Source organism: Microbacterium sp. NPDC090007, from assembly GCF_044748345.1.
GTDB lineage: Bacteria > Actinomycetota > Actinomycetes > Actinomycetales > Microbacteriaceae > Microbacterium.
On the sequence record NZ_JBIVFV010000001.1, the window covers coordinates 1,643,131 to 1,666,632 of the forward strand.

Below are 23,502 nucleotides of genomic sequence, written 5' to 3' on the forward strand. Positions count from 1 at the left end.
TAGATAAGCTTTAACCTGATCTCATGACCGTTGCGGTGATCGCTGACATCGTCGCCTCGCGCCGACTCGCAGACCGGGCGGGTGCGCAGCGCGTGATCGCCGATGTCGTCGCCGAGGTCGAACGCGCCCTCCCCGTGGCATCCGCCCCCCTCACCCCGGTGGCGGGGGACGAACTGCAGGGGGAGTACGCCACGCTCCCGCGAGCGCTCGCATCCCTTCTGCTCATCCGCCTGGCCTTGCCCGACGGCGTCGACTGCCGGTTCGGCGTCGGCGTGGGAGCCGTGCGCCCCATCGACATCGACGGGCGCGTCGTCCCCGAGGGGCCGGCCTGGTGGGCCGCCCGCGCGGCCATCGAGCACGTCGAACGCCTGCAGCAGCGCGCCGCGCCGCTGGCGCGCACGTGGATCGAACGGGCCGAGGGAGAAGATGCCGCCATGTCCGACACCATCGCCCTGGCCGGCGCCTACGCCCTCGCCCGTGATCACGCGGTCTCGACGATGAGCGAGCGGACCCGTCGCCTGACGTACGGACGCTGCATCGGCCGATCCCAGCGGGAGCTCGCCGACGCCGAAGGGATCAGTCAGTCCGCCGTGTCGCAGGCCCTCGCGACGGCCGGATCGTCGACCCTGGTCGAGGGTTTCGCCGTGCTCACCGCGGGGGAGCGCGCATGATCGCCGCCGGCCTGCTGCTGCTCGCGGTCGGCGCCGTCGACCTGCTGCGGCAGATGATCCGCACCCGTCGCGTGATCGCCTTCGCCGTGGCGGCCGTCGCCCTCATCGCCGTGTCCGCGGGACTGGACGCGGTCGTCGCCGGACTCCTGGCCGTCGCCGTCGCGGCGATCTGGACCTGGGTCGTGCCCGAGACCGGACCCGCTCGCGCCGGACTCTGGCCGGTCGCCCTCCTGGCCCTCGCGGCAGCGGCGTGCGTGGTGGTCGCGCCCGGGCGCACCCGTCCGGGCCTCATCGGCGACGTGTGGGCGGACTACCGCCCCGGCGAGACCGTGTCGATCGACGTCGCCGTGCTCGCGGTGGGCTGTCTGGTCTTCCTGCTCGAATCCGGCAACGCGGTGGTGCGGATCGCCCTGCGCTCCGAGATGGGGGATCGTGCGACCGCCGACGACGCCCCGCCCACGCTCAAAGGGGGCCGCCTGATCGGCCCGCTCGAGCGCATCCTCGTCTTCGTGCTGACACTGACCGGTGCCTACACGCTGCTGGCGGCGGTGCTCGCGGCGAAGGGGATCGTCCGCTTCCCCGAGATCTCGCGCGATCGCGACGACGGCGACCGCGCGGAGTACTTCTTGATCGGCAGCCTGGTCAGCTGGGTCACCTCGCTCGCGGCGGCGTTCCTGGTGTGGTGGGGAGTGCACGCCGGCTGAGGCGGACCGGGTGGGGGATGGCATCCGGAGCCCTTTCGGCCCGCTGGTACCCTGATCCGGTGTCTGCCTCCACCGACGCGGCGCCCGTGAGCGCCCTCGCACCCGCCAACGACCCGACCTTCGACAACGTCTGGGACGAGCTGGTGTATCGCGGACTCGTCCACGTCTCGACCGACCAGGACGAGCTGCGCGAACTGCTGTCGGGCGACCCCATCGTCTACTACTGCGGGTTCGACCCCACCGCGCCGAGCCTGCACCTGGGCAACCTCGTGCAGCTGCTGACCATGCGGCGTCTGCAGCTGGCCGGACACCGCCCGCTGGGTCTGGTCGGGGGGTCGACGGGCCTGGTCGGAGACCCGCGACCCACGGCGGAGCGCACGCTGAACACGCGCGAGACCGTCGAGGAGTGGGTCGGCAAGCTCCGTGCCCAGGTCGAGCGCTTCCTGGACTTCGACGGGGACAACGCCGCCCGCATCGTCAACAATCTCGACTGGACCGCGCCGCTCAGCGCGATCGATTTCCTGCGCGAGATCGGCAAGCACTTCCGCGTCGGCACAATGCTCAAGAAAGACGCCGTGAGCGCCCGCCTCAACTCCGAGGCCGGCATCAGCTACACCGAATTCAGCTACCAGATCCTGCAGGGGCTCGACTACCTCGAGCTGCATCGACAGTACGGGTGCGTCCTGCAGACCGGCGGGAGCGATCAGTGGGGCAACCTCACCAGCGGCACCGATCTGGTGCGCAAGGTCGAGGGCGTCTCGGTGCACGCCATCGGCACTCCGCTCATCACCAACAGCGACGGAACGAAGTTCGGCAAGAGCGAGGGCAATGCGATCTGGCTGGATGCCGAGATGTGCAGCCCGTGGACGATGTACCAGTTCTGGCTCAACACCGACGACCGCGATGTGATCGAGCGGCTGAAGGTCTTCACCTTCCTCTCGCGCGCCGAGATCGAGGACCACGCCCGCCTGGTCGAGGATGAGCCGTTCCGCCGGGCGGCGCAGAAGCGCCTCGCGCGCGAGGTGGTCACGACCGTGCACGGTGCCGAGGTCGCCGACAGTGTGATCGCCGCGACCGAGGCCCTCTTCGGCCAGGGCGACGTCAAGACGCTGGATGCCGCGGTGCTGCGCAGCGCGCTCGAGGAGCTCCCGCACGCCACGGTGCCCGCGGGCGCCACCGTCGTCGAGGCGCTGACCGCCACCGGCCTGTGCGCGAGCCTCAGCGAGGCGCGTCGCGCGATCTCGCAGGGCGGCGTCTCGCTCGACGGCGATAAGGTCACGAGTGACGACGCGATCGTCGAGGGCACGCTCCCCGGCGGGGTGTCGGTGCTGCGGCGGGGAAAGAAGACGCTCGCGGGACTGTTCCTGAGCTGACATGCCCTTCACCCCGAGCCACGCCGTCGTCGCGCTTCCGTTCCTGCGCACGCGGCTGGTTCCGGCCGCGGTGGCAATCGGGGCCATGACCCCCGACCTGCCCCTGTTCCTGCGCGGGATGTGGCCCGACTACGGCACGACGCACGACCCGGCGTGGCTGCCGGTCACCGCCGTGGTGGCGTTCGTTCTGCTGCTGGTGTGGCGTTGCGTCCTGCGCCCGGCGACGCGCGAACTGCTGCCGCGCCGGGTGGCGGAGCGGTTGCCGGCGCAGTGGGATGCCGGTGCCCGAGCGGGGTGGCGCGAGAGCATCGGCGGGGGAGTCGTCGGCATCCTGTGGCTCGTCCTGTCGCTGGTCGTCGGGGTGGCGTCGCACATCGCCTGGGACCTGTTCACGCACGAGGGGCGGACGGGCGAGCAACTGCTCCCCGTGCTGGCCGAGCAGTGGGGACCGTTCTCGGGCGCCAAGTGGCTGCAGCACGCCTCGAGTGCGTTCGGGCTGGTCGTGCTCGCGGTGTTCGCGGTGATGTGGTTGTCGCGGCGCACGCCGGAGCCTGTGCGGAGGCTGATTCCGGATGCCGCCCGCTGGGCGTGGTGGCTCTCGCTGCCGGTCGCATTGGTCGTGGCATCCGTCGCCGCGGTCGCGGTGAACGGCGGATTCGACGCGGAGTACACCATCACGCACCTGATCTATGGCGTGCTGACGAAGGTCGCCGCCGCGTGGGCCGCGGCGACGCTCGTGCTCGCGCTGGTCGTGCAGGCGCGGCGCGCGCGGGTCGTGGCGCGTCGGGACGGCGGTCCGCGCGGGGCTGCCGCGGGGCGCGGGGGCGGTGGCCCGCGCGCAGCCGCAGCCGGGCGCGGGGGCGGCGAGACGGCATCCCGCTGACGACTCGGTTGCAGGATGTCGCCGACTTGTCAGCCGTATGCAGTCTCGCGGGTCGGGTGGCGGGCTGGGCGAGCGGGGCAGGGGCGCGGGGCGCGGGCGGACCGATCGACGGGCGCCCGCGGGTCACGACGGGCGGCGGAGTGGGCGACGGCTAGACTCGGGGACGTTATGACGAAGGCGGGAGATTCGGTGTCGGCGAGCACGAAGGGCAAGAAGTCGGGAGCGGACGAGGTCATCCTCGGCCCCACCGGACGCCCGTACCAGGGGTTCCCCACCCCGCAGCCGCTCGACGGTCATGGTCCCGCCCGCATCATCGCGTTGTGCAACCAGAAGGGCGGCGTCGGCAAGACGACCACCACGATCAACCTGGCCGCCTCGCTCGCCGGATACGGTCGGCGCGTCCTCGCGATCGACTTCGACCCGCAGGGTGCGCTGTCGGCGGGTCTCGGCATCCAGACGCATGACGTCCCCACCATTTACGACCTGCTGCTGGACACCAAGCGCGACCCCCGGGAGGTCGTGGTCCACACGCGTGTCGAGGGTCTCGACGTGATCCCGGCCAACATCGACCTGTCGGCCGCCGAGGTGCACCTCGTGAACGAGGTCGCCCGCGAGACGATCCTCGCCCGTGTGCTGCGCAAGGTGGCCGCTGACTACGACGTGATCCTCGTCGACTGCCAGCCCTCGCTGGGCCTGCTCACCGTGAACGCCCTCACCGCGGCGCACGGCGTGCTCATCCCGCTCGAGTGCGAGTTCTTCGCGCTGCGCGGCGTCGCTCTGCTGGTCGAGACGATCGACAAGGTCCGCGACCGCCTCAACCCGGCGATCGAGCTCGACGGCGTGCTCGCCACGATGTACGACCCCCGTACGCTGCACTCGCGCGAGGTGCTCGAGCGCGTGGTCGAGGCGTTCGGCGACGACGTGCTCGAGACGGTGATCGGTCGCACGGTGAAGTTCCCCGACGCGTCGGTGTCGGGCATGCCGATCACGGAGTTCGCGCCCGAGCACGCCGCCGCCCAGGCCTACCTGCGGTTGGCGCGGGAGCTGGTCGCCCGTGGCGCCGTCGCCTGACGACACCCTCGCCGGCGCCGCCGTGGCCGCGGCGTCCTCCTTCGCGGCTCCCGGTGACGTCGACGGGCTCAGCCGCCCCGGTTCCGAGGATCCCGGCGACGCGCCCGGCTTCCGGGTGTCGCTGCCGGACTTCGACGGCCCCTTCGATCTTCTCCTCACGCTCATCTCGCGCGCCGAGCTCGACGTCACCGAGCTCGCGCTCAGCCGGGTGACCGACGAGTTCATCTCGTACCTGCGTGCGATGGGACCCGACGGCGACCTCGACGAGGCGTCGGAGTTCCTGGTGGTGGCGGCGACCCTGCTCGACATGAAGATCGCGGGACTGCTGCCGCAGGGCGAACTGGTGGATGCCGAGTCGGTGGCGCTGCTGGAGGCCCGCGACCTGCTGTTCGCCCGGCTCCTGCAGTACCGGGCCTTCAAAGAGGTGTCGGCGTGGTTCGCCCGCTGTCTGCAGCGCGAGGGGACGCGTCACACCCGCGCCGTGAAGCTCGAGCAGAAGTACCGCAGCGCCGTCCCGGAGTCGACCTGGACGCTGAGCGCGGACGACTTCGCCGCGCTGGCGGTGGTGGCCTTCACGCCGAAGCAGATCCCCACCGTCGGCCTCGATCACCTGCACGCCCCCCTGGTCAGCATCCGCGAGCAGGCCGCGATCGTGGTCACCCTGCTGCGGTCGGCGGGCGCACTGACCTTCCGCGACCTCGTCGCCGGCGTCGGTGAGACGGGAGTCGTGGTGGCGCGGTTCCTGGCGATCCTGGAGCTCTACCGTCACGCGGCGCTGTCGTTCGAGCAGCTGGAGCCGCTCGGCGAGCTGACGCTGCGCTGGAGCGCCGAGCGATGGTCCGACGAGAACCTCGCCGCCCTGGGAGCCGACTATGACCGATGACCCGACCACCGTGAGCGCCGACCGCGATCCGGGCACCGCGGCGGCGACGGCGCCGTCATCCGCACCGCGCCCCTCCGATCCGGCATCCGTCGCCCGTCGCCTCGAGGCCGTCCTGCTCGTCGTCGACGAACCGCAGAGCCTGGTGGGCCTGGCCGCGGCGGTCGCCGCCCCCGTAGCGGCGGTGCGTCAGGCCGTACAGGCGCTCGTCGCCGACTACGACGGCGAGACCGGCGGCCCGCGCCGGGGTTTCGAGCTGCGCGAGGTCGGCGGCGGATGGCGGTTGTACGTCCGCGAGGAGTACGACGACGTCGTGGGGGAGTTCGTCAACACCCAGGCTCCCTCGCGCCTGTCGCAGGCGGCGTTGGAGACCCTGGCCGTCATCGCGTACAAGCAGCCCGTGACGCGGGGGCAGGTGGCATCCATCCGCGCGGTCAACGTCGACTCGGTCGTGCGGACGCTGTTGGCCCGGGGGCTGATCACCGAGGTGTTCACCGACCCGGACACCGGGGCGATCCACTACGGCACGACGGACCAGCTGCTGGTCCACCTCGGCATCAACTCGCTCGACGAGCTGCCGCACATCTCGCCGTTGCTCGACGACGGCTCGGACGGATTCGACGGAGAGGCACTGACATGACCGACGCTTCGACAGGCTCGGCGACCGGGGCCACGGGCTCCGCCAGCGACGACGGGGTGCGCCTGCAGAAGGTGCTGGCCAACCGGGGAGTGGCGTCGCGCCGCGTCGCCGAGCAGATGATCGTCGAGGGCCGCGTGCGCGTGAACGGGCTCGTCGTCACCGAGCTCGGCCGGCGCATACATCCCGAGACCGACCTCGTCGACGTGGACGGCACGGCCATCCAACTCGACGAGTCCAAGCGCTACGTCATCCTGAACAAGCCCACCGGCGTCGTCAGCTCGATGAACGACGACCGCGGCCGTCCCGATCTGCGCCAGTACACGAAGGACTGGGAAGAGCGTCTCTACAACGTGGGGCGACTGGATGCCGACACCTCCGGCCTGCTCGTGCTGACCAACGACGGTGACCTCGCCCACGTCCTGGCGCACCCGTCGTTCGGGGTGACGAAGGTGTACATCGCCAAGGTCGAGGGGCAGGTGCTGCCGCAGACGATTCAGCGTCTGATCAAGGGCGTCGATCTCGAGGACGGACGGATCGCGGCCGATAAGGCGCGCCTGCTCGACGCCTCGGGGGGCGAGAGCCTGGTGGAGCTGACCCTGCATTCGGGCAAGAACCGCATCGTCCGACGCATGATGGCCGAGGTGGGCCATCCGGTCGTCGAGCTGGTCCGTCGGCAGTTCGGCCCGCTCCACCTGGGAACTCTCCCGGTGGGCAAGGCCCGCGAGTTGACTACAGTAGAACGCGGCGCCCTGCTCACGCTGTCCCGCCAGGACGACAGCGCTCCGGCCGATCCGGCGGAGTGAGACTCTCGGGCGCTTCGCGGTGCCGGCGGCACCGCCCAGGGTAGGAGACCCGATGAGCCACCTCGATGGAACGTCCGCGCGCGCGGCGGGGCCTTTGGCGACCCGCACGAGCGGCACGGTCCGCGTCGTCGGCTCGGGGCTGCTCGGCGCGAGCATCGGCCACGCCCTCACCGCCCGCGGCGTCGACGTCGTCCTCGTCGACGCGTCCCCCTCGCAGCTGCGCCTGGCCATCGACTACGGCGCCGGTCGCGCCGAACGCCCCGACGACGTCCCCTCGCTCGTCGTCGTGGCGGTTCCGCCCGACGTGACGGCCGACGTGGTCGAGCGCGAGCTCACGGCATTCCCGGATGCCGTGGTCACCGACGTCGCGAGCGTCAAGCTCGAGCCGCTGCGCACCCTGCGAGAGCGCGGCGTCGACCTGCGCCACTACATCGGCTCGCACCCGATGGCCGGACGCGAACGCGGGGGAGCCATCTCGGCCCGCGCCGACATCTTCGTCGGCCGCCCCTGGGTGGTCTGCCGCGACGGCGAGACCTCGGCGTTCGACCTCTCGCTCGTCGAAGGCCTCGCCCTCGACCTCGGCGCCACGCTCATCGAGATGACGCCCGAAGAGCACGACGAGTCCGTCGCCCTCATGTCGCACGTGCCGCAGCTGGTGGCCAGCCTGCTCGCCGGCCGCTTCGTCGAGGCACCCGACGGGTCCCTGCGTCTCGCGGGCCAGGGCGTGCGCGACACGACCCGCATCGCGGCATCCGCTCCCGAGCTCTGGGTGCAGATCCTCGGGGCGAACTCGGCGCCCGTCGTCGCAGTCCTGGATCAGCTCGCCGGCGACCTCGCCGAGGTGGCCGCGGCGTTGCGCGCTCCCGACGCCCCCGGCGCACGCCGCGCGGTGGCCGACACCATCCGCCGGGGAAACGAGGGCGTGGAGCGCCTGCCCGGCAAGCACGGTCAGAACCGTCGCTTCGACAGCTTCGTCGTCATGGTCGACGACACCTCCGGCCAGCTGGGCCGCCTGTTCGGCGAGCTCGGAGACCTCGACGTGAACGTCGAAGACCTGCGCCTCGAGCACTCGCCCGGTGCCCCCTTCGGCCTCGCCGAGATCAGCGTCGTCCCCGACGCGGTCCGCCGAGCCGTCGACGGGCTCCAGCAGCGCGGATGGCGGATTGCGAGCACCACCCATGACTGAGTCGATCCTGAAACCCGCGTTCGGCCCGCCCGCCGACGGTTCCGCGGCATCCGCCCCCGTGATCGTCGCGATCGACGGCCCGGCCGGCAGTGGCAAGTCCAGCGTGTCGCGGGCCACCGCCGCGCGGCTCGGCTACGGCTTCCTCGACACGGGAGCGGCGTACCGCGCCCTCGCGTGGCACGCCCTCGCGCACGGCGTCGACACCTCCGACGCCACGGCGGTGCTCGAGGTGTTCGGCGACTTCGACTACGCCATCTCGCTCGACACCACCGACCGCTGGGTGCGGGTCGGCGGGGTCGACGTGACCACCGCGATCCGCGAGCCGCGCGTCACCGATGCCGTCAGCGGCGTCGCGCGCGTCGCCCCCGTGCGCCACGCGGTGAACGACCTGTTCCGGCGGCTCGTGGCATCCGCCGGTCTTCCCGGGATCGTCGTGGAGGGCAGGGACATCACCACGGTCGTCTTCCCCGACGCGCCGGTCCGCATCCTGCTGACCGCGGCTCCCGAGGTGCGCGCCGCCCGGCGCAGCGCCGAACTGACCGACCAGGACGCCGCAAAGGTCGCCGCCGCCCTCCACCGGCGCGACGCGGCCGATTCCACGGTCGTCGACTTCCTCACCGCCGCCGACGGCGTCGAGGTCGTCGATTCGACCCGCCTTGATTTCGAACAGACCGTCGACGCCGTGCTGAGCGTCGTCGACTCCACGATGGGAGCCCGAGATGGGCGTTGAAGACGAGTACGAGGGCGGGCCCGATCAGCTCGCCGAGAAGATGCAGAACCTCGACGAGGTGCTGGCCGAGCAGCGGGCCGAGGCCCTGCGCGCGGGCCTGGCCGACTTCGACCTCGATGAGGACGACGCCGAGCTGCTCGCGGGCCTGGCCTCGGGCGACGGCGAGATCGAGTTCCTGCCGGCGCTGCCGGTGGTCGCGATCGTGGGCCGTCCGAACGTGGGCAAGTCGGCGCTGGTGAACCGCATCCTCGGTCGCCGCGAGGCCGTCGTCGAGGACACCCCCGGTGTCACGCGCGATCGCGTCACCTACAAGGCCGAGTGGCTCGACCGGCGCTTCTCGCTGGTGGACACCGGCGGGTGGGAGCCCGACGCGAAGGGCATCGACCGCTCGGTCGCCGCTCAAGCCGAGGTCGCGATCGACCTGGCCGACATCGTGATGTTCGTGGTGGATGCCACGGTAGGGGCGACCTCGACCGACGAGCACGTCGTGAAGCTGCTGCGCAAGAGCAACAAGCCGGTGTTCCTCGTCGCGAACAAGGTCGACGACGCCCGTCAGGAGCCCGAGGCCACGGCCCTGTGGAACCTGGGCCTGGGCGAACCCCACCCCGTCTCGGCCATCCACGGCCGCGGCGTGGCCGATCTGCTCGACGAGATCATGAAGGTGCTGCCCGAGGTCTCGGCGGTCGCGAAGTACGAGATCGGCGGCCCCCGCCGCGTCGCGATCCTCGGCCGGCCGAACGTCGGCAAGTCGTCGCTGCTGAACAAGGCCGCGGGCGAGGAGCGCGTCGTCGTCAACGAGCTCGCCGGCACGACCCGCGACCCCGTCGACGAGGTCGTCGAGCTCGGCGGCAAGCTCTGGACGCTCGTGGACACCGCCGGCATCCGTCGCCGTGTGCACCTGTCGCAGGGCGCGGACTTCTACGCGTCGCTGCGCACCTCGACCGCTCTGGAGAAGAGCGAGGTCGCCGTCGTCGTCCTCGACGTCTCGCAGCCCATCAGCGTGCAGGACCTCAACATCATCGACCTCGTGCTCGAGTCGGGCCGGGCGCTGGTGCTGGCGTTCAACAAGTGGGACCGCCTCAACGACGACGACATGGAGAATCAGGACCGGCGCCGCTACCTCGAGCGCGAGATCGAGCAGGACCTCGCGCACGTCGCGTGGGCCCCGCGCGTGAACATCTCGGCCCGCACCGGTCGCCACCTGGACAAGCTCGTCCCGGCGCTCGAGCAGGCGTTGGAGTCGTGGGACACCCGCATCCCGACCGGAAAGTTCAACGCCTTCCTGTCCGAGCTCGTCGCCGAGCACCCGCACCCGCTGCGCGGCGGCAAGCAGCCCCGCATCCTGTTCGGGACGCAGGCGGCGACGCGCCCGCCGACCTTCGTGCTGTTCACGACCGGGTTCCTCGACCCGGGCTACCGCCGGTTCATCCAGCGGCGCCTGCGCGAGATCTACGGTTTCGAGGGCACGCCGATCGTGCTGAACATGCGCATCCGCGAGAAGCGCCAGCGCTGAGTCCGTGCCGCGAACGCCCCGGCCCCCGTCCACGGGGTCGGGGCGTCCGTGCGTTCGGGCGGGTGGTGCGGCGCCGTGGAGGCGCCGAGGCTGCACGTGGCTGACAACTCGGCGACATCCTGCGCGCGAGATGTCAGCCGGATGCAGTCTCGCGGCGCTGGGCGGGCGGGCGCGGGCGGGCGCGGGCGGGCGCGCGGGCGTGGGCGGGCGCGGGCGGGCGGGGGCGCGGGCGGGCGCCGTGGAGGCGCCGAGACTGCACGTGGCTGACAACTCGGCGACATCCTGCGCACGAGATGTCAGCCGGATGCAGTCTCGCGGCGCTGGGCGGGCGGGCGCGCGGGCGTGGGCGGGCGCGGGCGGGCGCGGGCGGGCGGGCGGGCGGGGCGCGCGGGCAAGGGCGCGCGGACGGGTGCCGGGACTCGATACGGTGCACAGGCGACGGCGGATGCCGTGGCATCCGCGAACCGTCCGGGAGTCGTCATGACGCATACCGCACCTCCACTTGACCAGCCGTATTACGGGGCTCCGCTGGGGGCGGCGATCCGGCGGTTCTTCGCCAAGTACGCCACCTTCCGGGGGCGCGCGAGCCGCAGCGAGTACTGGTGGTGGGTGTTGACCGGCGCGGTCGTGGGCACGGTGCTGAACGCGCTGCCGACGCTCACCGACGGCATCCGGATCGAGGCCGACGGGTCGACGACGATCACGGGTCCGCTCGGGGTGATCCTCGGACTCGTCTGGGTCGTCTGGGCGGTGGGGACCTTCCTGCCCACGGTCGCGGTGCTCGTGAGAAGACTGCACGACGCCGGTCACAGCGGCTTCTGGATCCTGATCGGGGTGCTCCCGGTGATCGGCGCCATCGTGCTGCTGGTGTTCACGGTGCAGGGTCCGCGTCCCGAAGGAGTCCGTTTCGACCGCTGAGTGACGCCGGGTGACGGGGGCGTACCCCGGAGTCGATAAGGTTCACTCGCGCCGACGATCCGTCGGCCCGAGTCGTCCAGGGGGATCACATGTCGAACGTCCAGAGCGCCGTGCCGCTCGATCAGCCGTATTACGGAGCGCCGATCGGCGCCGCCGTGCAGCGCTTCTTCAAGAAGTACGCGACCTTCCGGGGCCGCGCCAGCCGCAGCGAGTTCTGGTGGTGGGCGCTGGTGAACGTCATGGTCGCGTCCGTGCTCAGCGGTCTCGCGCTCGCCACGAGCGGCCCGACCGTCGACGAGCTCGGTCAGCCCGTCGGCCCGTCGGGCCTGGGCCTCGTCTTCTTCGTGCTCTACGGAGTGTGGGGTCTGGTGACGCTCATCCCCGGCATCGCGCTGGTGGTGCGCCGCTTGCACGACTCGAACAAGAGCGGCTTCTGGGTGTTCGTCGTGCTGGTCCCGGTCGTGGGTCCGATCGTCCTGCTCGTCTTCGAGCTGCTGCCGGCCGACCCGGCGGGTGCGCGCTTCGACGCCTGACGCGCGCGACGAGCGCCCCGCCCCGCTCTCGCGGGGCGGGGCGTTTCGCGTCTCGCGGGCGTCCGGCGGTGCGGATTCCGACGTCGCGTCGCGCGGCGCGATGTGGTGTTCGGCGGCTCGGGGCCGTCCTCGCGAGCCGGGGATGCCGGTGCGGCAGGGCCCGTTTTCGGCGGCACCGTGCGACGTCCCGCGTTCGCGGCGCCGTGTGACGCTCGGCGGAGCCGCCCTCGTGCGACTGTGCCAGGCTGGACCCGATGACGATCGAGCCCCCCGCCCCCGGTGAACCGCGCCGCCCTCATGGCCCGCGTGACCCCGGCGACGCCTGGGTCGTGGCCCCCACCGGCGAGAAGTACTGGGGGCGCTTCGGAGCCGCGGGTCTTCTCGCCCTCGACGCCGAGCGGGGGGTGCTGCTGCAGCACCGCGTGGCGTGGAGCCACTTCGGCAACACATGGGCTCTGCCGGGCGGTGCCCGGCATCAGGGCGAGTCCGCCCGCGACGGCGCGTTGCGCGAGTCGGGTGAAGAGGCGGGTGTGCCGGCGGATGCCGTGCGCGCGCGCTTCGAGAGCGTTCTCGACCTGGGCGTGTGGTCGTACTCCACCCTCGTCGCCGATGTGACGACGCCGTTCGAGCCGGTCATCAGCGACCCCGAGAGCGTGGCGCTGGAGTGGGTCGCCGTCGACCGCGTCGGCGAGTTGCCGCTGCATCCCGGATTCGCCGCGTCGTGGCCCGCGCTGCGGTCGGCGTTGTCGTCGCGGCCGGCCGTCGTGGTCGACGTCGCGAACGTGATGGGCGCCGTGCCCGACGGGTGGTGGAAGGACCGCGCAGGAGCCGCCGCGCGCCTTCTCGCCCGCGTGTCGGCGTTGTCGGAGCGGGGGGTGGATGCCGACGCCCTCGGCCTTTCGGCCACGCTCTGGTTCCCGACGGTCGTCGCGGTGCTCGAAGGCCGGGCGCGGTCGGCTGCCGCGGCGGTGACCGGCGTCGAGGTGCGCGAGGCTGCCGGCGAGGGAGACGACGAGATCGTCGCGGTCGCGCGCGAGCTCGTCGCCGCTCAGGGTCCGGTGGTGGTCGTCACGAGCGATCGTGGGCTCGCCGCTCGGGTCGAGGCCGTCGGCGCGACGGTGCGCGGCGCGCGCTGGCTGCTCGATCAGCTGGGCTGACGCGCGAGCGGCCCGGCGGGTCCGGCCGGCCCGGCCGTTCATGAACTCCCCGATGCGCGCAGAGTCAGTCGGACCGGGCGGGATGTCGCGGAGATCGTGCGGGTCGCGGAGGGTGCGCGCGACGTGGTCGGCGGCGCACCGCGGTCGGCCGCGGGCGCCTCAGCCGAACTCGCGGCCGCGAAGCTTCTCGATGTCGCGGCGGTCGCGCTTCGTGGGGCGTCCGGCGCCGCGGTCGCGCACGGGGACGAACGGCATGCTCTCTCGCGAAGGCGGTGGGGGAGTGCGGTCCTCGAGAGACTCAGTGACGAGAGCCGCGCCGACGCGCTTGGCGATGGTCTTCTTCACGACGAGGATCCGGTCGAACCCCTGGATCCGCACGCGCAATTCGTCGCCGGGGCGGACGGGCTGCGCGGCTTTCGCGCGGTCGCCGTTGACGCGGACGTGACCGGCTCGGCAGGCGGTGGTCGCCGCGGAGCGGGTCTTGTACACGCGCACGGCCCAGAGCCACGCGTCGACGCGGGCGGTGGTGGCATCCGTCATGGGGTCCTCCGGGGGCGAACCTCCATCGTATGCGGGGGTCAGTCGTGCAGGGCGAGGGCGACAAGGGCGCGGTCGGGCTTCGGTCGGTTCACGACGGCGAACCCCGCATCCTGGAACACCGCGACCGTTCCGCGGAACAACTGAGCGGTCGACCGTGCGGTCACCGTCGGGTCGAGCGGATACCCCTCGACGACGCGCGCGCCGGCGTCGCGAGCGCGCGAGACCGCGGCATCCAGAAGAGCTCTGGTGAGACCCCTGCCGCGAAACTGCCGTCGCACGACGAAACACGACACAGCCCAGACGTCGTCGGCGTCGAGAGGCTCGACGGTGGAGGTCTTGACGTCTCGGGTGCGGGCGAGGCGAGGCTGCGTCGTGCGAGGGCCCACGCGAACCCAGCCGGCGGGTTCGCCGTCGATGTAAGCGATGAGGCCCGGAGGGCGCTCGCTCTGCGTCTCTGCGCGCAGACGCTCCGCGAGGTCCGTGCGTGACGCCGCCTGGAAGTCGGCGTTCGTCAGCAGCCACCACTGGCACTGGCACCCCGGTCCGTCACCGCTGTCCAGCGCGACCTCGGCGTCGTCGAAGCGCTCACCGGTGGCGGGGAGGATCTCGATCGTCATGGTCGCGACGGTAGCGAGGGGCTCCGACATCGACAAGGGCGGCCCCACACGCCCGGGGTGGAGCCCGGTTCGCGGCGGTGTCGGCGAGGGGCTAATATAGGGGAGTTGCCTGCTCGCAGGGAACGGGATGTGGCGCAGCTTGGTAGCGCACTTGACTGGGGGTCAAGGGGTCGCAGGTTCAAATCCTGTCATCCCGACAGAAACGGTGGTTGGCAACACGAGTTGCAACCAGTCCGATGAGTCGGAAACACGAAGGCCCCTGCGGGTTCGCAGGGGCCTTCGTCGTTCCTCACCCGGTCGGCGGTCCGTGAGAGCGGAACATGGGCGCGGGGACGGAGTCTCCGGCGGTTCGGCGATCGGCGAGCGTGACCAGCCCTCCCGTGAGTGGGAGGTTGCCGTCATCTACGGATGGAGGCCGACAGCTGGCTCGTGCGTGCTGTGGCGCCGCCCGCAGGCGGGTTCGCTCGACTCAGCGCGGGCCGGAACCTTCCTCGACTTCTCGCCGAGCAGGTGTGAGCTGGGGGCCGAGGGAAAGACGCTCACGGAGGCCGTTCTCCACCGCGCGGAGCGCCTCCGGCTCGAGCCGGTAGTAGGCCCATGTCCCGCGCTTGGACCGGCTGACGAACCCCGCCTCCGCGAGCACCTTCAAGTGATGGGAGACGGTGGGTTGCGCGAGTCCGACGGGCTCGGTCAGATCGCAGACGCACGCCTCCTGCCCCACGGAGCTGGCGATGATGGAAAGCAGCTTCAACCGCGTCGGGTCGCCCAGGGCTTTGAACGTCGCCGCGAGTCGCTCTGCATCGCTCGTCGACATCGGTGAGGCAGTTGGAGCGCAGCAGACAGTGGCGTCGAGGATGTCCAGCGAGGTCATGCATCGATACTAGTCGATATTGACAAATCTCGATATAGCTACCACGATCAGTCATCGACATTCATCTATGAAGGAGCCTTCGTGTCGACTGTGACTCTGACCCCCCGGCCGCGTCTGACCGACCGTCTCGCAACGCTCCCCGTCGTCGTCATCGGCGCCGGACCCGTCGGCCTCGCCGCTGCGGCACACCTCGCAGATCGAGGGATCGAATTCATCGTTGTCGAGGCTGCCTCCGGTCCCGCAGCCGCCGTCCAACAGTGGGGACACGTTCGGCTGTTCTCGGCGTGGCGGGAAGTCATCGACCCGGTCGCGCGGCGCCTCCTGCAGGAAGCGGGCTGGGACGGCCCCGTGAACGAGAACCGCGCGCCCTCCGGGCAGGAACTGGTCGATGAGTACCTCCGGCCCCTCGGTGCACTGCCGGTGATCGCGCGCCATGTCCGCTACGACACGCGGGTGACGGCGGTGAGCCGGGAAGGGATGGACCGCACTCGGTCCGCGGGCCGTGACACCACGCCGTTCGTCATCCGCGTCGGCGCAGGACGGGAGTCAGAGCAGATCTTGGCGCGCGCGGTGCTGGATGCCTCTGGTACGTACAACTCGCCCAACCCGCTGCTCTCGGCAGGGTGGAGCCCGGCCGAGGACACCGCCATGACCGACCGTGTCACGCACGCGCTTCCTGACGTGCTCGGTCGCGACCGCGAGCGTTTCGCCGGTCGGCACGCTGTCGTCGTCGGGGCGGGACACTCGGCGGCAAACACTCTCATCGCCCTCGTCCAGCTTCAGCGGGATGAACCGGGCACTCGCATCAGCTGGCTCATTCGCAACGCCACGGCTGTCCGCGTGTCCTCCTCTGCCGAGGATGAGCTCCTCAGCAGGGCTCAGCTCGGTGCTCGAGTCGACCGCTACGTCGCGTCCGGAAAGGTGGAGAAGGTCGATTCGTTCGAGATCGACGATGTCGAGGCCACCGCCGGTGGGGTTCGCCTGCGAGGACGCCGTCAGGGTGAGCCCGCCTCGCTGGATGCCGATGTCGTGGTCAACGCGACCGGCTTCCGGCCGGACCTGGCGCCGCTTCGAGAGATCCGTACGGATTTGGATGCCATCGTGGAGGCGCCCCGCCTGCTCGCGCCGCTGATCGACCCGAACGTGCACTCGTGCGGCACGGTCGAGCCGCACGGCTTCCGTGAACTCACCCACCCCGAGCACGGGTTCTTCATCGTCGGCATGAAGTCCTATGGCCGTGCCCCCACCTTTCTGCTCGCCACCGGATACGAGCAGGTCCGCTCCGTAGCGGCGTGGCTCGCCGGCGATCTGGCCTCGGCTTCGCGCGTCGAACTGACGCTGCCGGCGACCGGCGTTTGTTCGACGGATGCCGGCGGGTGCTGCTGACATGACGCTCGTACGAGCGCTCGAACGGGCGGACTGGGCCGCGGTTGAGGACGTGTACCGCGAGGGCATCGAGGGTGGCAACGCCACGTTCGAGACCGAGACGCCGACGTGGGACGCGTTCGACCTCGCGAAGATCCGGTTCGGCCGGCTGGTCGCCGTCGACGATGCGCAAAGCGTCGTCGGGTGGGCGGCGGCGTCGCCGGTGTCGGCACGCGCCGCGTATCGGGGCGTCGTCGAGCACTCCGTCTACGTCGCCGGGCGCGCGCAAGGTCGCGGCGTCGGCACTGCCCTCCTGCGCGCGTTCATCGCCGCGGCAGAGATGAACGGGGTGTGGACGGTCCAATCCAGCGTCTTCCCCGAGAACACGGCATCCCTTCGCCTGCACGAGAGCCTCGGCTTCCGCGAGGTCGGTCGGCGCGAACGCATCGCCCGCTCGGTCGTCGGGCCGTGGGTCGGGCAGTGGCGCGACACCGTGCTGATTGAGCGCCGCAGCGCGATGAACGGCCGCACATGACCGCGGTCGACGCCGCCCGTCACCTGACCGGGGTGAGGCTCCTTGTCCTGGAGATTCTGTCCGCGGGCGGTTGCCTCACACGGGACGACATTCTGACGGCGTGCGAGAGCGGAGACCCGACCTCAGCCCGGCGCATCGGGCGAGGCCCCGCGGACGCGTGATGAGACGCTCTGGCGCCTGGTGAATCTGGGGTGGGTCGCCGGTCAGGACGAGATGTTCCGCCCAGGGCTGCACCTCGCCGGAGAAGAAGGAGGGGATGCCGCAGATCGAATAGTTCGGGTAGGCGTCCGCGACGACGACGGTGACGTCGACGGTCGGGTCCAGCTCGCGGGCGCGGAGTGCGGCGGAGATACCGGCGTCGCTTCCGCCGATGGCGACGATGTGCATGAGCAGTCCTTCAGGGTCGGCTGGTGGAGGTTGGGGGCGAAGCAACGGCCGTGGTGCGCACTCGCGCGTCCGGCGCGATGAGCACGGTCACGATGAGCACTCCGATGTTCCGGCTCGACGACGACATGCTCATCAGTGTGTGCGACAGCGCCCACGAGCTCCTCGACCGCACGCAGCTGCACTGGTCGATTCCCGATCCCGTCTCCGCCACCGCGCCCGATGCTTTCGAACAGACCTACCAACACCTCGCCCGCCGTATCGACGGACTGCTGCCGCAGCTCGCCGCCTGAATCTCGGAGACACCCTGACCCGCCCCACTGTTCTCTTCGTCGGCGTCAACAGTCCGACCGTCAGCGCCGGCTGAACGGGCGGGCCGGCGCGACGGCCCCCGGGGTCGCCGCCGCGCTCGCTCGCGCTCGACCGGACGGGTCTGCGGCGGGCGATGCGATAGGATCGCCCACGGGGGCCCCGTCGGGGGCGGACAGGGGCGACGGTGCGCGGAGCGAACAAGAGCTGGGTGATCGCGGGGGCACTGCTGCTGGTGTCGATGCTGCTTCGCGGCGTTTCGCTGGGCGTGGGGTTCCGCATCTCCACCGAGACCGCGCACCTCGTGACCACCGTTTCGGACGCGCTGGCGGGGGCCGGCATCCTGTTGCTCGCCGTGGGGTTGACGCGTGCCGAGAGCGTGGTGGACCGTCGCCCCCTCGGGCTCGTCGCGATGGTCGTTCTCGCGGTGTGGCCCCTCGCCGCCGCAGGGATCGCTCCCGTCCTTCCCCAGATGGATCGGGCCACGTACGACCGGGGACTGGACGCCTACCGCGCAGCCGAGAGCGCGCTCACCGCGTTCTGGCTGGCGGGCCTCATCGTCCCTCTCGTGGCCTCACTGGTCGCGGCGCTGGCCGTGCGGCGGTCCCCGACCGTTCCGAGAGGGTGGGGGAGGCTGGTCGTGGCCGTCTGGGTGTCGTCCGTGCTGCTGGGCGCGGTGCAATTGTGGTCCGTGCCGCTGTGGTGGCTGCACAACCTCGCCCCGCTCGGGCTCGTCGGACTGCTCAGCATGGTCGCGGGGTTCCGCGTCCGCACCGATGCCGACGATCACACCGTCGTCGCCCGAACGGGCACGACCTCGCCCTGAGCGCCGTCGAGCTGCCGCGGCGGGGGCGAGGGCGGTGGCTTTCTCAGCTCACCGGAGCCGCGGCATCCGTCCTCTTCTGCAGGTACTCGCACAGCTGGCCGGTGGTCAGCAGTTCTTCGCCGAGCGCGATGAGGTGACTGCCCGGCAGGGGGAACTCTCCCGAGCGCTCGGTGAGTGCGGCGGTCCAGCGCCGCTCGCAGTCGACGTTGAGGTAGATCGACGCGGGGCCGTGGTTGAGGTGCACGGCCACGATGCCCGAGTCCACGTGCTCGAGGTCGTCCTGCGGCAGCACGTGGACGGTGGCGTGGGCGACGCGCGAGGTCTTCTCGTAGTCGGCCACCCAGCCGATGATCTCGGCGAGCGTCGGGCGAGAGCTGCACGTCATGTGCCCAGGCTACGCGATGGGTCGCGCTCGACCCTCGGGCTAGCCCGAGGGCGTCGGCGCGTATTCGGGACACAGATGGATGCCGGAGATCACGACGACCGCGCTCGCCTCCTGCTGCGTGATCGCGCCGCCCGACATCGAGTCGAACACCTCTTTGGGGGTGATCCCCTCGTCGTAGGCCTTGCACACGGCGTGGCCGAGATCGACCCAGACCTGGGTCGCTGACAGGTCGGTCTTCGGCAGTTGCTGACGAAGGGCCCGCACGTAGGCGACCTCTTGCTCGTAGACCCGCTGCGCCTGCGCGTCGACGGTGGGTGTCGGCGATGCCGGGGGCGCCGACCCGACGGGGATCGCGCCGCAGCCGCTCAACCCCGCGGCCAGCGCGAGCGCGACGGTGACGGTGCGGATCTTCTTCATGCCGCGAGCGTACGCCGCCGGGCGGTGCGGGGCGAGCGTACGCCGCCGGGCGGTGCGGGGCGAGCGTACGCGGCCGGGCGGTGCGGGGCGAGCGTACGCCGCCGGCCGGTGCGGGGCGAGCGTACGCCGCCGGGCGGTGCGGGCGCGGTCGTGGTGCGCGGCCATCCCGGCAGCCCGGTCGGACGCCCGTGCGCGGGCCCCGGGATAATGGCCGCATGACCACAGCCCGTATCGTCATCCTCTTCGCTCTCGCCGCGGTCGCCGAGATCGGCGGGGCGTGGCTCATCTGGCAGGCGGTGCGCGAGAACCGGGGATGGTGGTTCGCCCTCTTGGGCATCATGGCCCTCGGTGCCTACGGCTTCGTGGCGGCGCTGCAGCCCGACGCGAATTTCGGGCGCGTCCTCGCCGCCTACGGCGGAGTCTTCGTCGCGGGGTCACTCGCGTGGGGGATCGTGGTCGACGGCTTCCGGCCCACGGTGTGGGATTACGTCGGCTCGGCGGTGGCACTCGTGGGGGCGGGGCTGATCGTGCTGCAGCCGGGTGTCGCCGCGGCGGACGCGACACCGGGCGCGTGAGCGCGCGTACGCTGACTCTCATGACGAACGCCTCCGGAGACACCAGTCGGCTGCGCGCTGTGCTTTCCAAGATCGACGCGGACAACCCCCTCAAGGTGCCCTTCAGCTACAACCAGGGACATATCAGCCCGCGTCTGGACCGTCTCGAGGCGAAGCTGTCGTACATGGCCGACTACATCGCCTACCTCGAGCAGCGGATCGAAACCTTAGAAGAGCGAGTAGTTAGCTAGGCGAGATATTAGGCGCTTGTCAAGCGCCCCCGCTCGGGACGCCCGTTCACGCAGACTCGGTTCATGCAGAACGAATACGCGCCTCACGAGGGCATCGCCGACGACTTCGCCGCCACCGAGAGCACCCGGCCCTTCGGGTCGTACCTGTCGGTGATCAACGGCGGCGATTAGTCGTCCGGAACCTCCGTGCGAGGTTCGAACGAGAGGGCCGGATGCCGACAGGCGTCCGGCCCTTCGTCGTCGCCACCGTCCGAAAGGGTCGGGGCCGGCCGCCCTACCATGAAGGTTCCCCCACCGAAGGAGCCCCGGCCATGCCCGAGTTGAGCAAAGACACCACCCTCTGCATCTCGCTGTCGGGCCGGCCGTCGAACATCGGCACGCGCTTTCACAACTTCCTCTACGCCGAGCTCGGTCTCGACTTCGTCTACAAGGCGTTCACCACCACCGACATCGCGGCGGCGATCGGCGGAGTGCGCGCCCTCGGCATCCGGGGCTGTTCCGTCTCGATGCCCTTCAAAGAGGCCGTGATCCCTCTCGTCGACCGCATCGAAGCCTCGGCTGCGGCGATCGGCTCGATCAACACCATCGTCAACGACGACGGCGTGCTGACCGCGTCGAACACCGACTACGAAGCCATCGCGACCCTGATCGACACCAACCGGCTCGACCCCGCGGCATCCGTCCTGGTCCGGGGATCGGGCGGCATGGCCAAGGCCGTCGTTGCGGCGTTCCACGGGGCCGGTTTCGCCGACGTCACCGTTCTCGCCCGCAACGCCGCGGCCGGAACCGCTCTCGCCGAGGCGTACGGCTACCGGTGGATCGCCGTCGATCCCGCCCCCGGCGCCGCGATCGTCGTCAACGTGACGCCGCTCGGAATGAACGGTGCGGATGCCGAGACCCTCGCCTTTTCGCCCGCGCACATCGAGGCGGCGCGCACCGTGTTCGACGTGGTCGCCTTTCCGGCCGAGACGCCGCTCATCCGCACCGCGCGCGCGGCGGATCGCGACGTCATCACCGGCGCCGAGGTCATCGCGCTGCAGGCCGCCGGTCAGTTCGCCCGGTACACCGGCGTGACGCCCACGCCCGACCAGGTGCAGCGCGCCTCGGCGCACTCGCGGGCGTGAGCGGCGGCATACGCAGTCGACGACCTCGTCCGAGGCTCGCGGTCGCGGCTCAGCCGCCGGCCCGCGACGCGGGCGGGGCGCTGCACCGGCTCCCCGCGTCGTGCCGCCTGCGCCGAACGACCCGGGCTCGATCGAACCCGGGCCGTCCGCTCCCGCACTCACTCGTAGCGCAGCGACTCCACCGGATCGGCACGCGCGGCGCGCGCGGCCGGAAGGCTGCCGGCGAGAAACGCGATCGCCATGATCGCCACCGTCGTCACCGCGATCGACACCGGGTCGAAGGCGATCAGCTGCAGGCCCGGCAAGTCGCTGAACAGCGTCTGACCGAGCTGCGCGCTGACGGCGGTGCCGACCGCCATCGCCACGACCGCACCGATCAGACTGCCCAGCAGTCCGAGGAAGACCGCTTCGAGGCTGAACAGCGAGAACACCCGCCCGCTGCCCATGCCCATGGCCTTCATCAGACCGATCTCGCGCGTGCGCTCCTGCACCGACATCAGCAGGGTGTTGACGATGCCGAAACTCGCGGCCAGCAGTGCGATCACCGCGAAGGCGTTCAGCACGAGCACGATGGCGTCGATCACGGCCGTGAACGTTCCGAGCTGGTCGGAGACGGTCCGGCCGGCGTATCCGGCATCCGTCAACGCGGTTTTCACCTCATCGATCTGTGCCGGATCGGCCGAGGACGACACGAACGCGCTCGCATTGGCGTACCGGTCGAGCTGATCCCGGGGTACTCCCGTGTTCTGTGCGGTGAAGAGCGCGTCCTCGAGGGCGGGAGTGGTGGTCAGTGAAGTGGTGGAGGCGAACGCCCCCTCTGTGACCCCGGTGATCTCGGCCTCGACGAGGTGCTGGGTGCGTACCGGGTCCGATACGGCGATGGTGAGGGTCGCGCCGATCGCGTCGTCGGCGCTGGCGAAGCCGAGCGGGGCCACCAGTGCCTGCGGGATGGCCGCCTGCAGAGCCGCGGTATCCTCGGGCGCGGAACCCGCCGCGAGCTGCGGCGTCTGACCGCCGATGAGCGACCCGGCTCCCGCGACGTAGCGCTCTCCGCCGTCCACCTGGACGAAGTCGATCTTCACGGCCTTGGTGGGCACGACCCTCTCGACGCCGGGCAGCTGCGCGATCGCCGAGATGTCGGCATCCGTCAGCGCGGACACCTCGGTGGTGGCCCCGGGGCGCCCCGGGTCGGTGTTGCCCGAGGTGATGGACTCGGGGTCGTATCGCTGCGGTTCGGTGGATGCCGAGGCCCCGCCCGTCGCTTTCGTCACCGTGAGCACGTCGGAGGAGCCGATGCTCGAGACCGTGTCGTCGATGAAGCGGTTGATGCCCGTACCGAGGCCGTTGGTCAGGGTCAGCGTGAAGGCTCCGACGAAGATCGCGAGGACCGTGAGGATCGTGCGGGTCTTGGACCGGAAGGTGTTGGCCGCAGCCGTCGCGACGAGGTCGGTGGTCTTCACGCCGCGCTCCGTTCCTCGGCGACGATGACCCCGTCGCGGATGAGCACCCGGCGGTCGCAGCGGGCCGCCAGATCTTCGTCGTGGGTGACGACGATCAGGGTGATGCCGTGCTCGCGATTCAGGCGGAAGAGGATGTCCTCGACCACGGCGCCGGTGGCGGAATCGAGGTTCCCCGTGGGCTCGTCGGCGAAGATCACCTGCGGGTCGTTCACCAGCGCCCGGGCGATGACCGCGCGCTGCTTCTGGCCGCCCGAAAGGGCAGTGGCCTTGTTCTTGGCCTTGTCCTGCATGTCGAGCTCGGCGAGGGCGGCGAGGCCCCGGCGGCGGCGTTCCGCTCGCCCGACCCCGGCGATCTTCATCGGGAGCACCACGTTCTCGAGCACCGAGGCGGTGGGGGTCAGGAAGAACTGCTGGAAGACGAATCCGAACGTCTTGTTACGGGTGCGGTTCAGCCGGCGCCCGCGCAGGGTCGCGGCATCCGTCCCCTCGAGACGGACGGTGCCGCGGGTGGGGATGTCCATCAGGGCGAGCAGGTGCATGAGCGTGGATTTGCCCGAGCCGCTCTTGCCGACGATCGCGATGCTCTCGCCGCGGTGGATGTCGAGGCTCACGCCGCGCAGGGCGTCGAAGCGGGTTGAACCGCGACCGTAGGACTTGTGCAGATCGGTGACCGAGAGCAGTGGGGGAGGAGGTGCGGATGCCATGTCCTCACTGTCGCCCGCCGGCCCCGGCATCCGCGTCGCTCGGTGGGGGTGACCGCCTCCCCCCATGGGGGTATTCCTCGACCGACCCGGCAGGGCGA

Annotated in this window: 28 protein-coding genes, 1 tRNA gene and 1 pseudogene; 22 read left to right on the forward strand and 8 right to left on the reverse strand. The window is 71.0% G+C overall.

From position 1 onward, the window contains the following. Positions 1 to 23: 23 nt before the first annotated feature. The 14 genes from ACIPVB_RS07670 to ACIPVB_RS07735 all read left to right on the forward strand — a co-directional run bounded on the left by ACIPVB_RS07670 (position 24) and on the right by ACIPVB_RS07735 (position 13,062). Entirely contained in the window at positions 24 to 671 is a 648-nt protein-coding gene (locus tag ACIPVB_RS07670) for a SatD family protein (protein WP_400367940.1), read from the forward strand. Next, entirely contained in the window at positions 668 to 1,375 is a 708-nt protein-coding gene (locus ACIPVB_RS07675) for a hypothetical protein (protein ID WP_400367942.1), read from the forward strand. Before ACIPVB_RS07670 ends, ACIPVB_RS07675 begins: the two co-directional genes overlap by 4 nt. A gap of 17 nt (positions 1,376 to 1,392) precedes the next feature. Beyond that, entirely contained in the window at positions 1,393 to 2,748 is a 1,356-nt protein-coding gene (gene tyrS, locus ACIPVB_RS07680; protein WP_400367943.1) for a tyrosine--tRNA ligase, read from the forward strand. Between the two features lies 1 nt (position 2,749). Then, the gene (locus ACIPVB_RS07685) at positions 2,750 to 3,631 is read left to right on the forward strand and encodes a DUF4184 family protein (protein WP_400367945.1); all 882 of its coding nucleotides are present in this window, start codon (positions 2,750 to 2,752) and stop codon (positions 3,629 to 3,631) included. Positions 3,632 to 3,799: 168 nt separating this feature from the next. Further along, positions 3,800 to 4,702, forward strand: coding sequence for a ParA family protein (locus tag ACIPVB_RS07690; protein WP_400367946.1), 903 nt, complete (start codon positions 3,800 to 3,802; stop codon positions 4,700 to 4,702). Next, the gene (locus ACIPVB_RS07695) at positions 4,686 to 5,585 is read left to right on the forward strand and encodes a segregation and condensation protein A (RefSeq protein ID WP_400367947.1); all 900 of its coding nucleotides are present in this window, start codon (positions 4,686 to 4,688) and stop codon (positions 5,583 to 5,585) included. The genes ACIPVB_RS07690 and ACIPVB_RS07695 overlap by 17 nt, the downstream gene beginning before the upstream one ends. Then, positions 5,575 to 6,222 carry an SMC-Scp complex subunit ScpB gene (gene scpB / locus ACIPVB_RS07700; protein ID WP_400367949.1) on the forward strand — a complete coding sequence of 216 codons (648 nt, stop codon included), beginning with the start codon at positions 5,575 to 5,577 and terminating at the stop codon, positions 6,220 to 6,222. The genes ACIPVB_RS07695 and scpB overlap by 11 nt, the downstream gene beginning before the upstream one ends. Continuing rightward, positions 6,219 to 7,025 carry a pseudouridine synthase gene (locus ACIPVB_RS07705; RefSeq protein WP_400367950.1) on the forward strand — a complete coding sequence of 269 codons (807 nt, stop codon included), beginning with the start codon at positions 6,219 to 6,221 and terminating at the stop codon, positions 7,023 to 7,025. Before scpB ends, ACIPVB_RS07705 begins: the two co-directional genes overlap by 4 nt. A gap of 52 nt (positions 7,026 to 7,077) precedes the next feature. Next, entirely contained in the window at positions 7,078 to 8,211 is a 1,134-nt protein-coding gene (locus tag ACIPVB_RS07710) for a prephenate dehydrogenase (RefSeq protein WP_400367952.1), read from the forward strand. Next, the gene (gene cmk / locus ACIPVB_RS07715; RefSeq protein WP_400367953.1) at positions 8,204 to 8,941 is read left to right on the forward strand and encodes a (d)CMP kinase; all 738 of its coding nucleotides are present in this window, start codon (positions 8,204 to 8,206) and stop codon (positions 8,939 to 8,941) included. The genes ACIPVB_RS07710 and cmk overlap by 8 nt, the downstream gene beginning before the upstream one ends. Next, positions 8,931 to 10,454: a ribosome biogenesis GTPase Der gene (gene der, locus ACIPVB_RS07720; protein ID WP_400367955.1), complete on the forward strand. Its 1,524-nt coding sequence runs from the start codon at positions 8,931 to 8,933 to the stop codon at positions 10,452 to 10,454. Before cmk ends, der begins: the two co-directional genes overlap by 11 nt. A 480-nt stretch (positions 10,455 to 10,934) precedes the next feature. Beyond that, positions 10,935 to 11,372 (forward strand): DUF805 domain-containing protein, encoded by a 438-nt coding sequence (locus tag ACIPVB_RS07725; RefSeq protein WP_400367957.1) that lies wholly within the window; start codon positions 10,935 to 10,937, stop codon positions 11,370 to 11,372. Positions 11,373 to 11,461: 89 nt separating this feature from the next. Next, on the forward strand, positions 11,462 to 11,905 hold the full coding sequence (locus ACIPVB_RS07730) for a DUF805 domain-containing protein (protein ID WP_400367959.1): 444 nt from the start codon (positions 11,462 to 11,464) through the stop codon (positions 11,903 to 11,905). Positions 11,906 to 12,159: 254 nt separating this feature from the next. After that, positions 12,160 to 13,062 carry an NUDIX domain-containing protein gene (locus tag ACIPVB_RS07735; protein ID WP_400367960.1) on the forward strand — a complete coding sequence of 301 codons (903 nt, stop codon included), beginning with the start codon at positions 12,160 to 12,162 and terminating at the stop codon, positions 13,060 to 13,062. Between the two features lie 159 nt (positions 13,063 to 13,221). On the opposite strand, the gene ACIPVB_RS07740 is transcribed toward ACIPVB_RS07735, so the two are convergent. Then, a complete protein-coding gene (locus ACIPVB_RS07740; RefSeq protein WP_400367962.1) occupies positions 13,222 to 13,602 on the reverse strand; it encodes an RNA-binding S4 domain-containing protein in 381 nt (126 codons plus the stop codon). 38 nt (positions 13,603 to 13,640) lie between these two features. Next, positions 13,641 to 14,219, reverse strand: coding sequence for a GNAT family N-acetyltransferase (locus ACIPVB_RS07745; RefSeq protein ID WP_400367964.1), 579 nt, complete (start codon positions 14,217 to 14,219; stop codon positions 13,641 to 13,643). 123 nt (positions 14,220 to 14,342) lie between these two features. On the opposite strand from ACIPVB_RS07745, the gene ACIPVB_RS07750 reads away from it, so the two are divergent. Further along, positions 14,343 to 14,416, forward strand: a tRNA-Pro gene (locus ACIPVB_RS07750). A 272-nt stretch (positions 14,417 to 14,688) separates the two neighbouring features. Here the strand turns inward: ACIPVB_RS07750 and ACIPVB_RS07755 are convergent. Next, positions 14,689 to 15,090, reverse strand: coding sequence for an ArsR/SmtB family transcription factor (locus ACIPVB_RS07755; RefSeq protein ID WP_400367965.1), 402 nt, complete (start codon positions 15,088 to 15,090; stop codon positions 14,689 to 14,691). Positions 15,091 to 15,171: 81 nt separating this feature from the next. Between ACIPVB_RS07755 and ACIPVB_RS07760 the strand changes: the two genes are divergently transcribed. Both ACIPVB_RS07760 and ACIPVB_RS07765 read left to right on the forward strand, forming a co-directional pair. Continuing rightward, the gene (locus ACIPVB_RS07760; RefSeq protein WP_400367966.1) at positions 15,172 to 16,476 is read left to right on the forward strand and encodes an NAD(P)-binding domain-containing protein; all 1,305 of its coding nucleotides are present in this window, start codon (positions 15,172 to 15,174) and stop codon (positions 16,474 to 16,476) included. 1 nt (position 16,477) lies between these two features. Further along, a complete protein-coding gene (locus tag ACIPVB_RS07765; RefSeq protein WP_400367968.1) occupies positions 16,478 to 16,990 on the forward strand; it encodes a GNAT family N-acetyltransferase in 513 nt (170 codons plus the stop codon). A gap of 222 nt (positions 16,991 to 17,212) precedes the next feature. On the opposite strand, the pseudogene ACIPVB_RS07770 reads toward ACIPVB_RS07765, so the two are convergent. Then, positions 17,213 to 17,377, reverse strand: a pseudogene (locus ACIPVB_RS07770) (CoA-disulfide reductase); the annotation flags it as partial. A 92-nt stretch (positions 17,378 to 17,469) separates the two neighbouring features. Here ACIPVB_RS07770 and ACIPVB_RS07775 point away from each other — a divergent pair. Then, positions 17,470 to 17,667 (forward strand): hypothetical protein, encoded by a 198-nt coding sequence (locus ACIPVB_RS07775; RefSeq protein WP_400367969.1) that lies wholly within the window; start codon positions 17,470 to 17,472, stop codon positions 17,665 to 17,667. Positions 17,668 to 17,870: 203 nt separating this feature from the next. Next, positions 17,871 to 18,509, forward strand: a complete 639-nt coding sequence (locus ACIPVB_RS07780; protein ID WP_400367970.1) for a hypothetical protein — start codon at positions 17,871 to 17,873, stop codon at positions 18,507 to 18,509. Between the two features lie 43 nt (positions 18,510 to 18,552). Here ACIPVB_RS07780 and ACIPVB_RS07785 read toward each other — a convergent pair whose 3' ends face one another. After that, positions 18,553 to 18,894, reverse strand: a complete 342-nt coding sequence (locus ACIPVB_RS07785; RefSeq protein WP_400367972.1) for a hypothetical protein — start codon at positions 18,892 to 18,894, stop codon at positions 18,553 to 18,555. 39 nt (positions 18,895 to 18,933) lie between these two features. Next, entirely contained in the window at positions 18,934 to 19,311 is a 378-nt protein-coding gene (locus ACIPVB_RS07790) for a DUF732 domain-containing protein (protein ID WP_400367974.1), read from the reverse strand. Between the two features lie 215 nt (positions 19,312 to 19,526). On the opposite strand from ACIPVB_RS07790, the gene ACIPVB_RS07795 reads away from it, so the two are divergent. The 3 genes from ACIPVB_RS07795 to ACIPVB_RS07805 all read left to right on the forward strand — a co-directional run bounded on the left by ACIPVB_RS07795 (position 19,527) and on the right by ACIPVB_RS07805 (position 21,240). Next, positions 19,527 to 19,886, forward strand: a complete 360-nt coding sequence (locus tag ACIPVB_RS07795; protein WP_400367975.1) for a YnfA family protein — start codon at positions 19,527 to 19,529, stop codon at positions 19,884 to 19,886. 59 nt (positions 19,887 to 19,945) lie between these two features. Further along, entirely contained in the window at positions 19,946 to 20,116 is a 171-nt protein-coding gene (locus tag ACIPVB_RS07800) for a hypothetical protein (protein ID WP_400367976.1), read from the forward strand. A 311-nt stretch (positions 20,117 to 20,427) separates the two neighbouring features. Next, complete coding sequence (locus ACIPVB_RS07805; RefSeq protein ID WP_400367977.1) at positions 20,428 to 21,240, forward strand: shikimate 5-dehydrogenase; 813 nt, start codon at positions 20,428 to 20,430, stop codon at positions 21,238 to 21,240. Positions 21,241 to 21,398: 158 nt separating this feature from the next. On the opposite strand, the gene ACIPVB_RS07810 is transcribed toward ACIPVB_RS07805, so the two are convergent. Both ACIPVB_RS07810 and ACIPVB_RS07815 read right to left on the reverse strand, forming a co-directional pair. After that, positions 21,399 to 22,700 (reverse strand): ABC transporter permease, encoded by a 1,302-nt coding sequence (locus ACIPVB_RS07810; RefSeq protein ID WP_400367978.1) that lies wholly within the window; start codon positions 22,698 to 22,700, stop codon positions 21,399 to 21,401. Continuing rightward, positions 22,697 to 23,404, reverse strand: a complete 708-nt coding sequence (locus ACIPVB_RS07815) for an ABC transporter ATP-binding protein (protein WP_400367979.1) — start codon at positions 23,402 to 23,404, stop codon at positions 22,697 to 22,699. Before ACIPVB_RS07815 ends, ACIPVB_RS07810 begins: the two co-directional genes overlap by 4 nt. Positions 23,405 to 23,502: the final 98 nt, after the last annotated feature.

Coding starts and splice junctions, on each gene's coding strand:
- ACIPVB_RS07670 (WP_400367940.1), top strand. CDS start 24: ATGACCGTTGCGGTGATCGCTGACATCGTCGCCTCGCGCCGACTCGCA.
- ACIPVB_RS07675 (WP_400367942.1), top strand. CDS start 668: ATGATCGCCGCCGGCCTGCTGCTGCTCGCGGTCGGCGCCGTCGACCTG.
- tyrS (WP_400367943.1), top strand. CDS start 1,393: ATGGCATCCGGAGCCCTTTCGGCCCGCTGGTACCCTGATCCGGTGTCT.
- ACIPVB_RS07685 (WP_400367945.1), top strand. CDS start 2,750: ATGCCCTTCACCCCGAGCCACGCCGTCGTCGCGCTTCCGTTCCTGCGC.
- ACIPVB_RS07690 (WP_400367946.1), top strand. CDS start 3,800: ATGACGAAGGCGGGAGATTCGGTGTCGGCGAGCACGAAGGGCAAGAAG.
- scpB (WP_400367949.1), top strand. CDS start 5,575: ATGACCGATGACCCGACCACCGTGAGCGCCGACCGCGATCCGGGCACC.
- ACIPVB_RS07705 (WP_400367950.1), top strand. CDS start 6,219: ATGACCGACGCTTCGACAGGCTCGGCGACCGGGGCCACGGGCTCCGCC.
- ACIPVB_RS07710 (WP_400367952.1), top strand. CDS start 7,078: ATGAGCCACCTCGATGGAACGTCCGCGCGCGCGGCGGGGCCTTTGGCG.
- cmk (WP_400367953.1), top strand. CDS start 8,204: ATGACTGAGTCGATCCTGAAACCCGCGTTCGGCCCGCCCGCCGACGGT.
- der (WP_400367955.1), top strand. CDS start 8,931: ATGGGCGTTGAAGACGAGTACGAGGGCGGGCCCGATCAGCTCGCCGAG.
- ACIPVB_RS07725 (WP_400367957.1), top strand. CDS start 10,935: ATGACGCATACCGCACCTCCACTTGACCAGCCGTATTACGGGGCTCCG.
- ACIPVB_RS07730 (WP_400367959.1), top strand. CDS start 11,462: ATGTCGAACGTCCAGAGCGCCGTGCCGCTCGATCAGCCGTATTACGGA.
- ACIPVB_RS07735 (WP_400367960.1), top strand. CDS start 12,160: ATGACGATCGAGCCCCCCGCCCCCGGTGAACCGCGCCGCCCTCATGGC.
- ACIPVB_RS07740 (WP_400367962.1), bottom strand. CDS start 13,602: ATGACGGATGCCACCACCGCCCGCGTCGACGCGTGGCTCTGGGCCGTG.
- ACIPVB_RS07745 (WP_400367964.1), bottom strand. CDS start 14,219: ATGACGATCGAGATCCTCCCCGCCACCGGTGAGCGCTTCGACGACGCC.
- ACIPVB_RS07755 (WP_400367965.1), bottom strand. CDS start 15,090: ATGACCTCGCTGGACATCCTCGACGCCACTGTCTGCTGCGCTCCAACT.
- ACIPVB_RS07765 (WP_400367968.1), top strand. CDS start 16,478: ATGACGCTCGTACGAGCGCTCGAACGGGCGGACTGGGCCGCGGTTGAG.
- ACIPVB_RS07775 (WP_400367969.1), top strand. CDS start 17,470: ATGAGCACTCCGATGTTCCGGCTCGACGACGACATGCTCATCAGTGTG.
- ACIPVB_RS07785 (WP_400367972.1), bottom strand. CDS start 18,894: ATGACGTGCAGCTCTCGCCCGACGCTCGCCGAGATCATCGGCTGGGTG.
- ACIPVB_RS07790 (WP_400367974.1), bottom strand. CDS start 19,311: ATGAAGAAGATCCGCACCGTCACCGTCGCGCTCGCGCTGGCCGCGGGG.
- ACIPVB_RS07795 (WP_400367975.1), top strand. CDS start 19,527: ATGACCACAGCCCGTATCGTCATCCTCTTCGCTCTCGCCGCGGTCGCC.
- ACIPVB_RS07805 (WP_400367977.1), top strand. CDS start 20,428: ATGCCCGAGTTGAGCAAAGACACCACCCTCTGCATCTCGCTGTCGGGC.
- ACIPVB_RS07815 (WP_400367979.1), bottom strand. CDS start 23,404: ATGGCATCCGCACCTCCTCCCCCACTGCTCTCGGTCACCGATCTGCAC.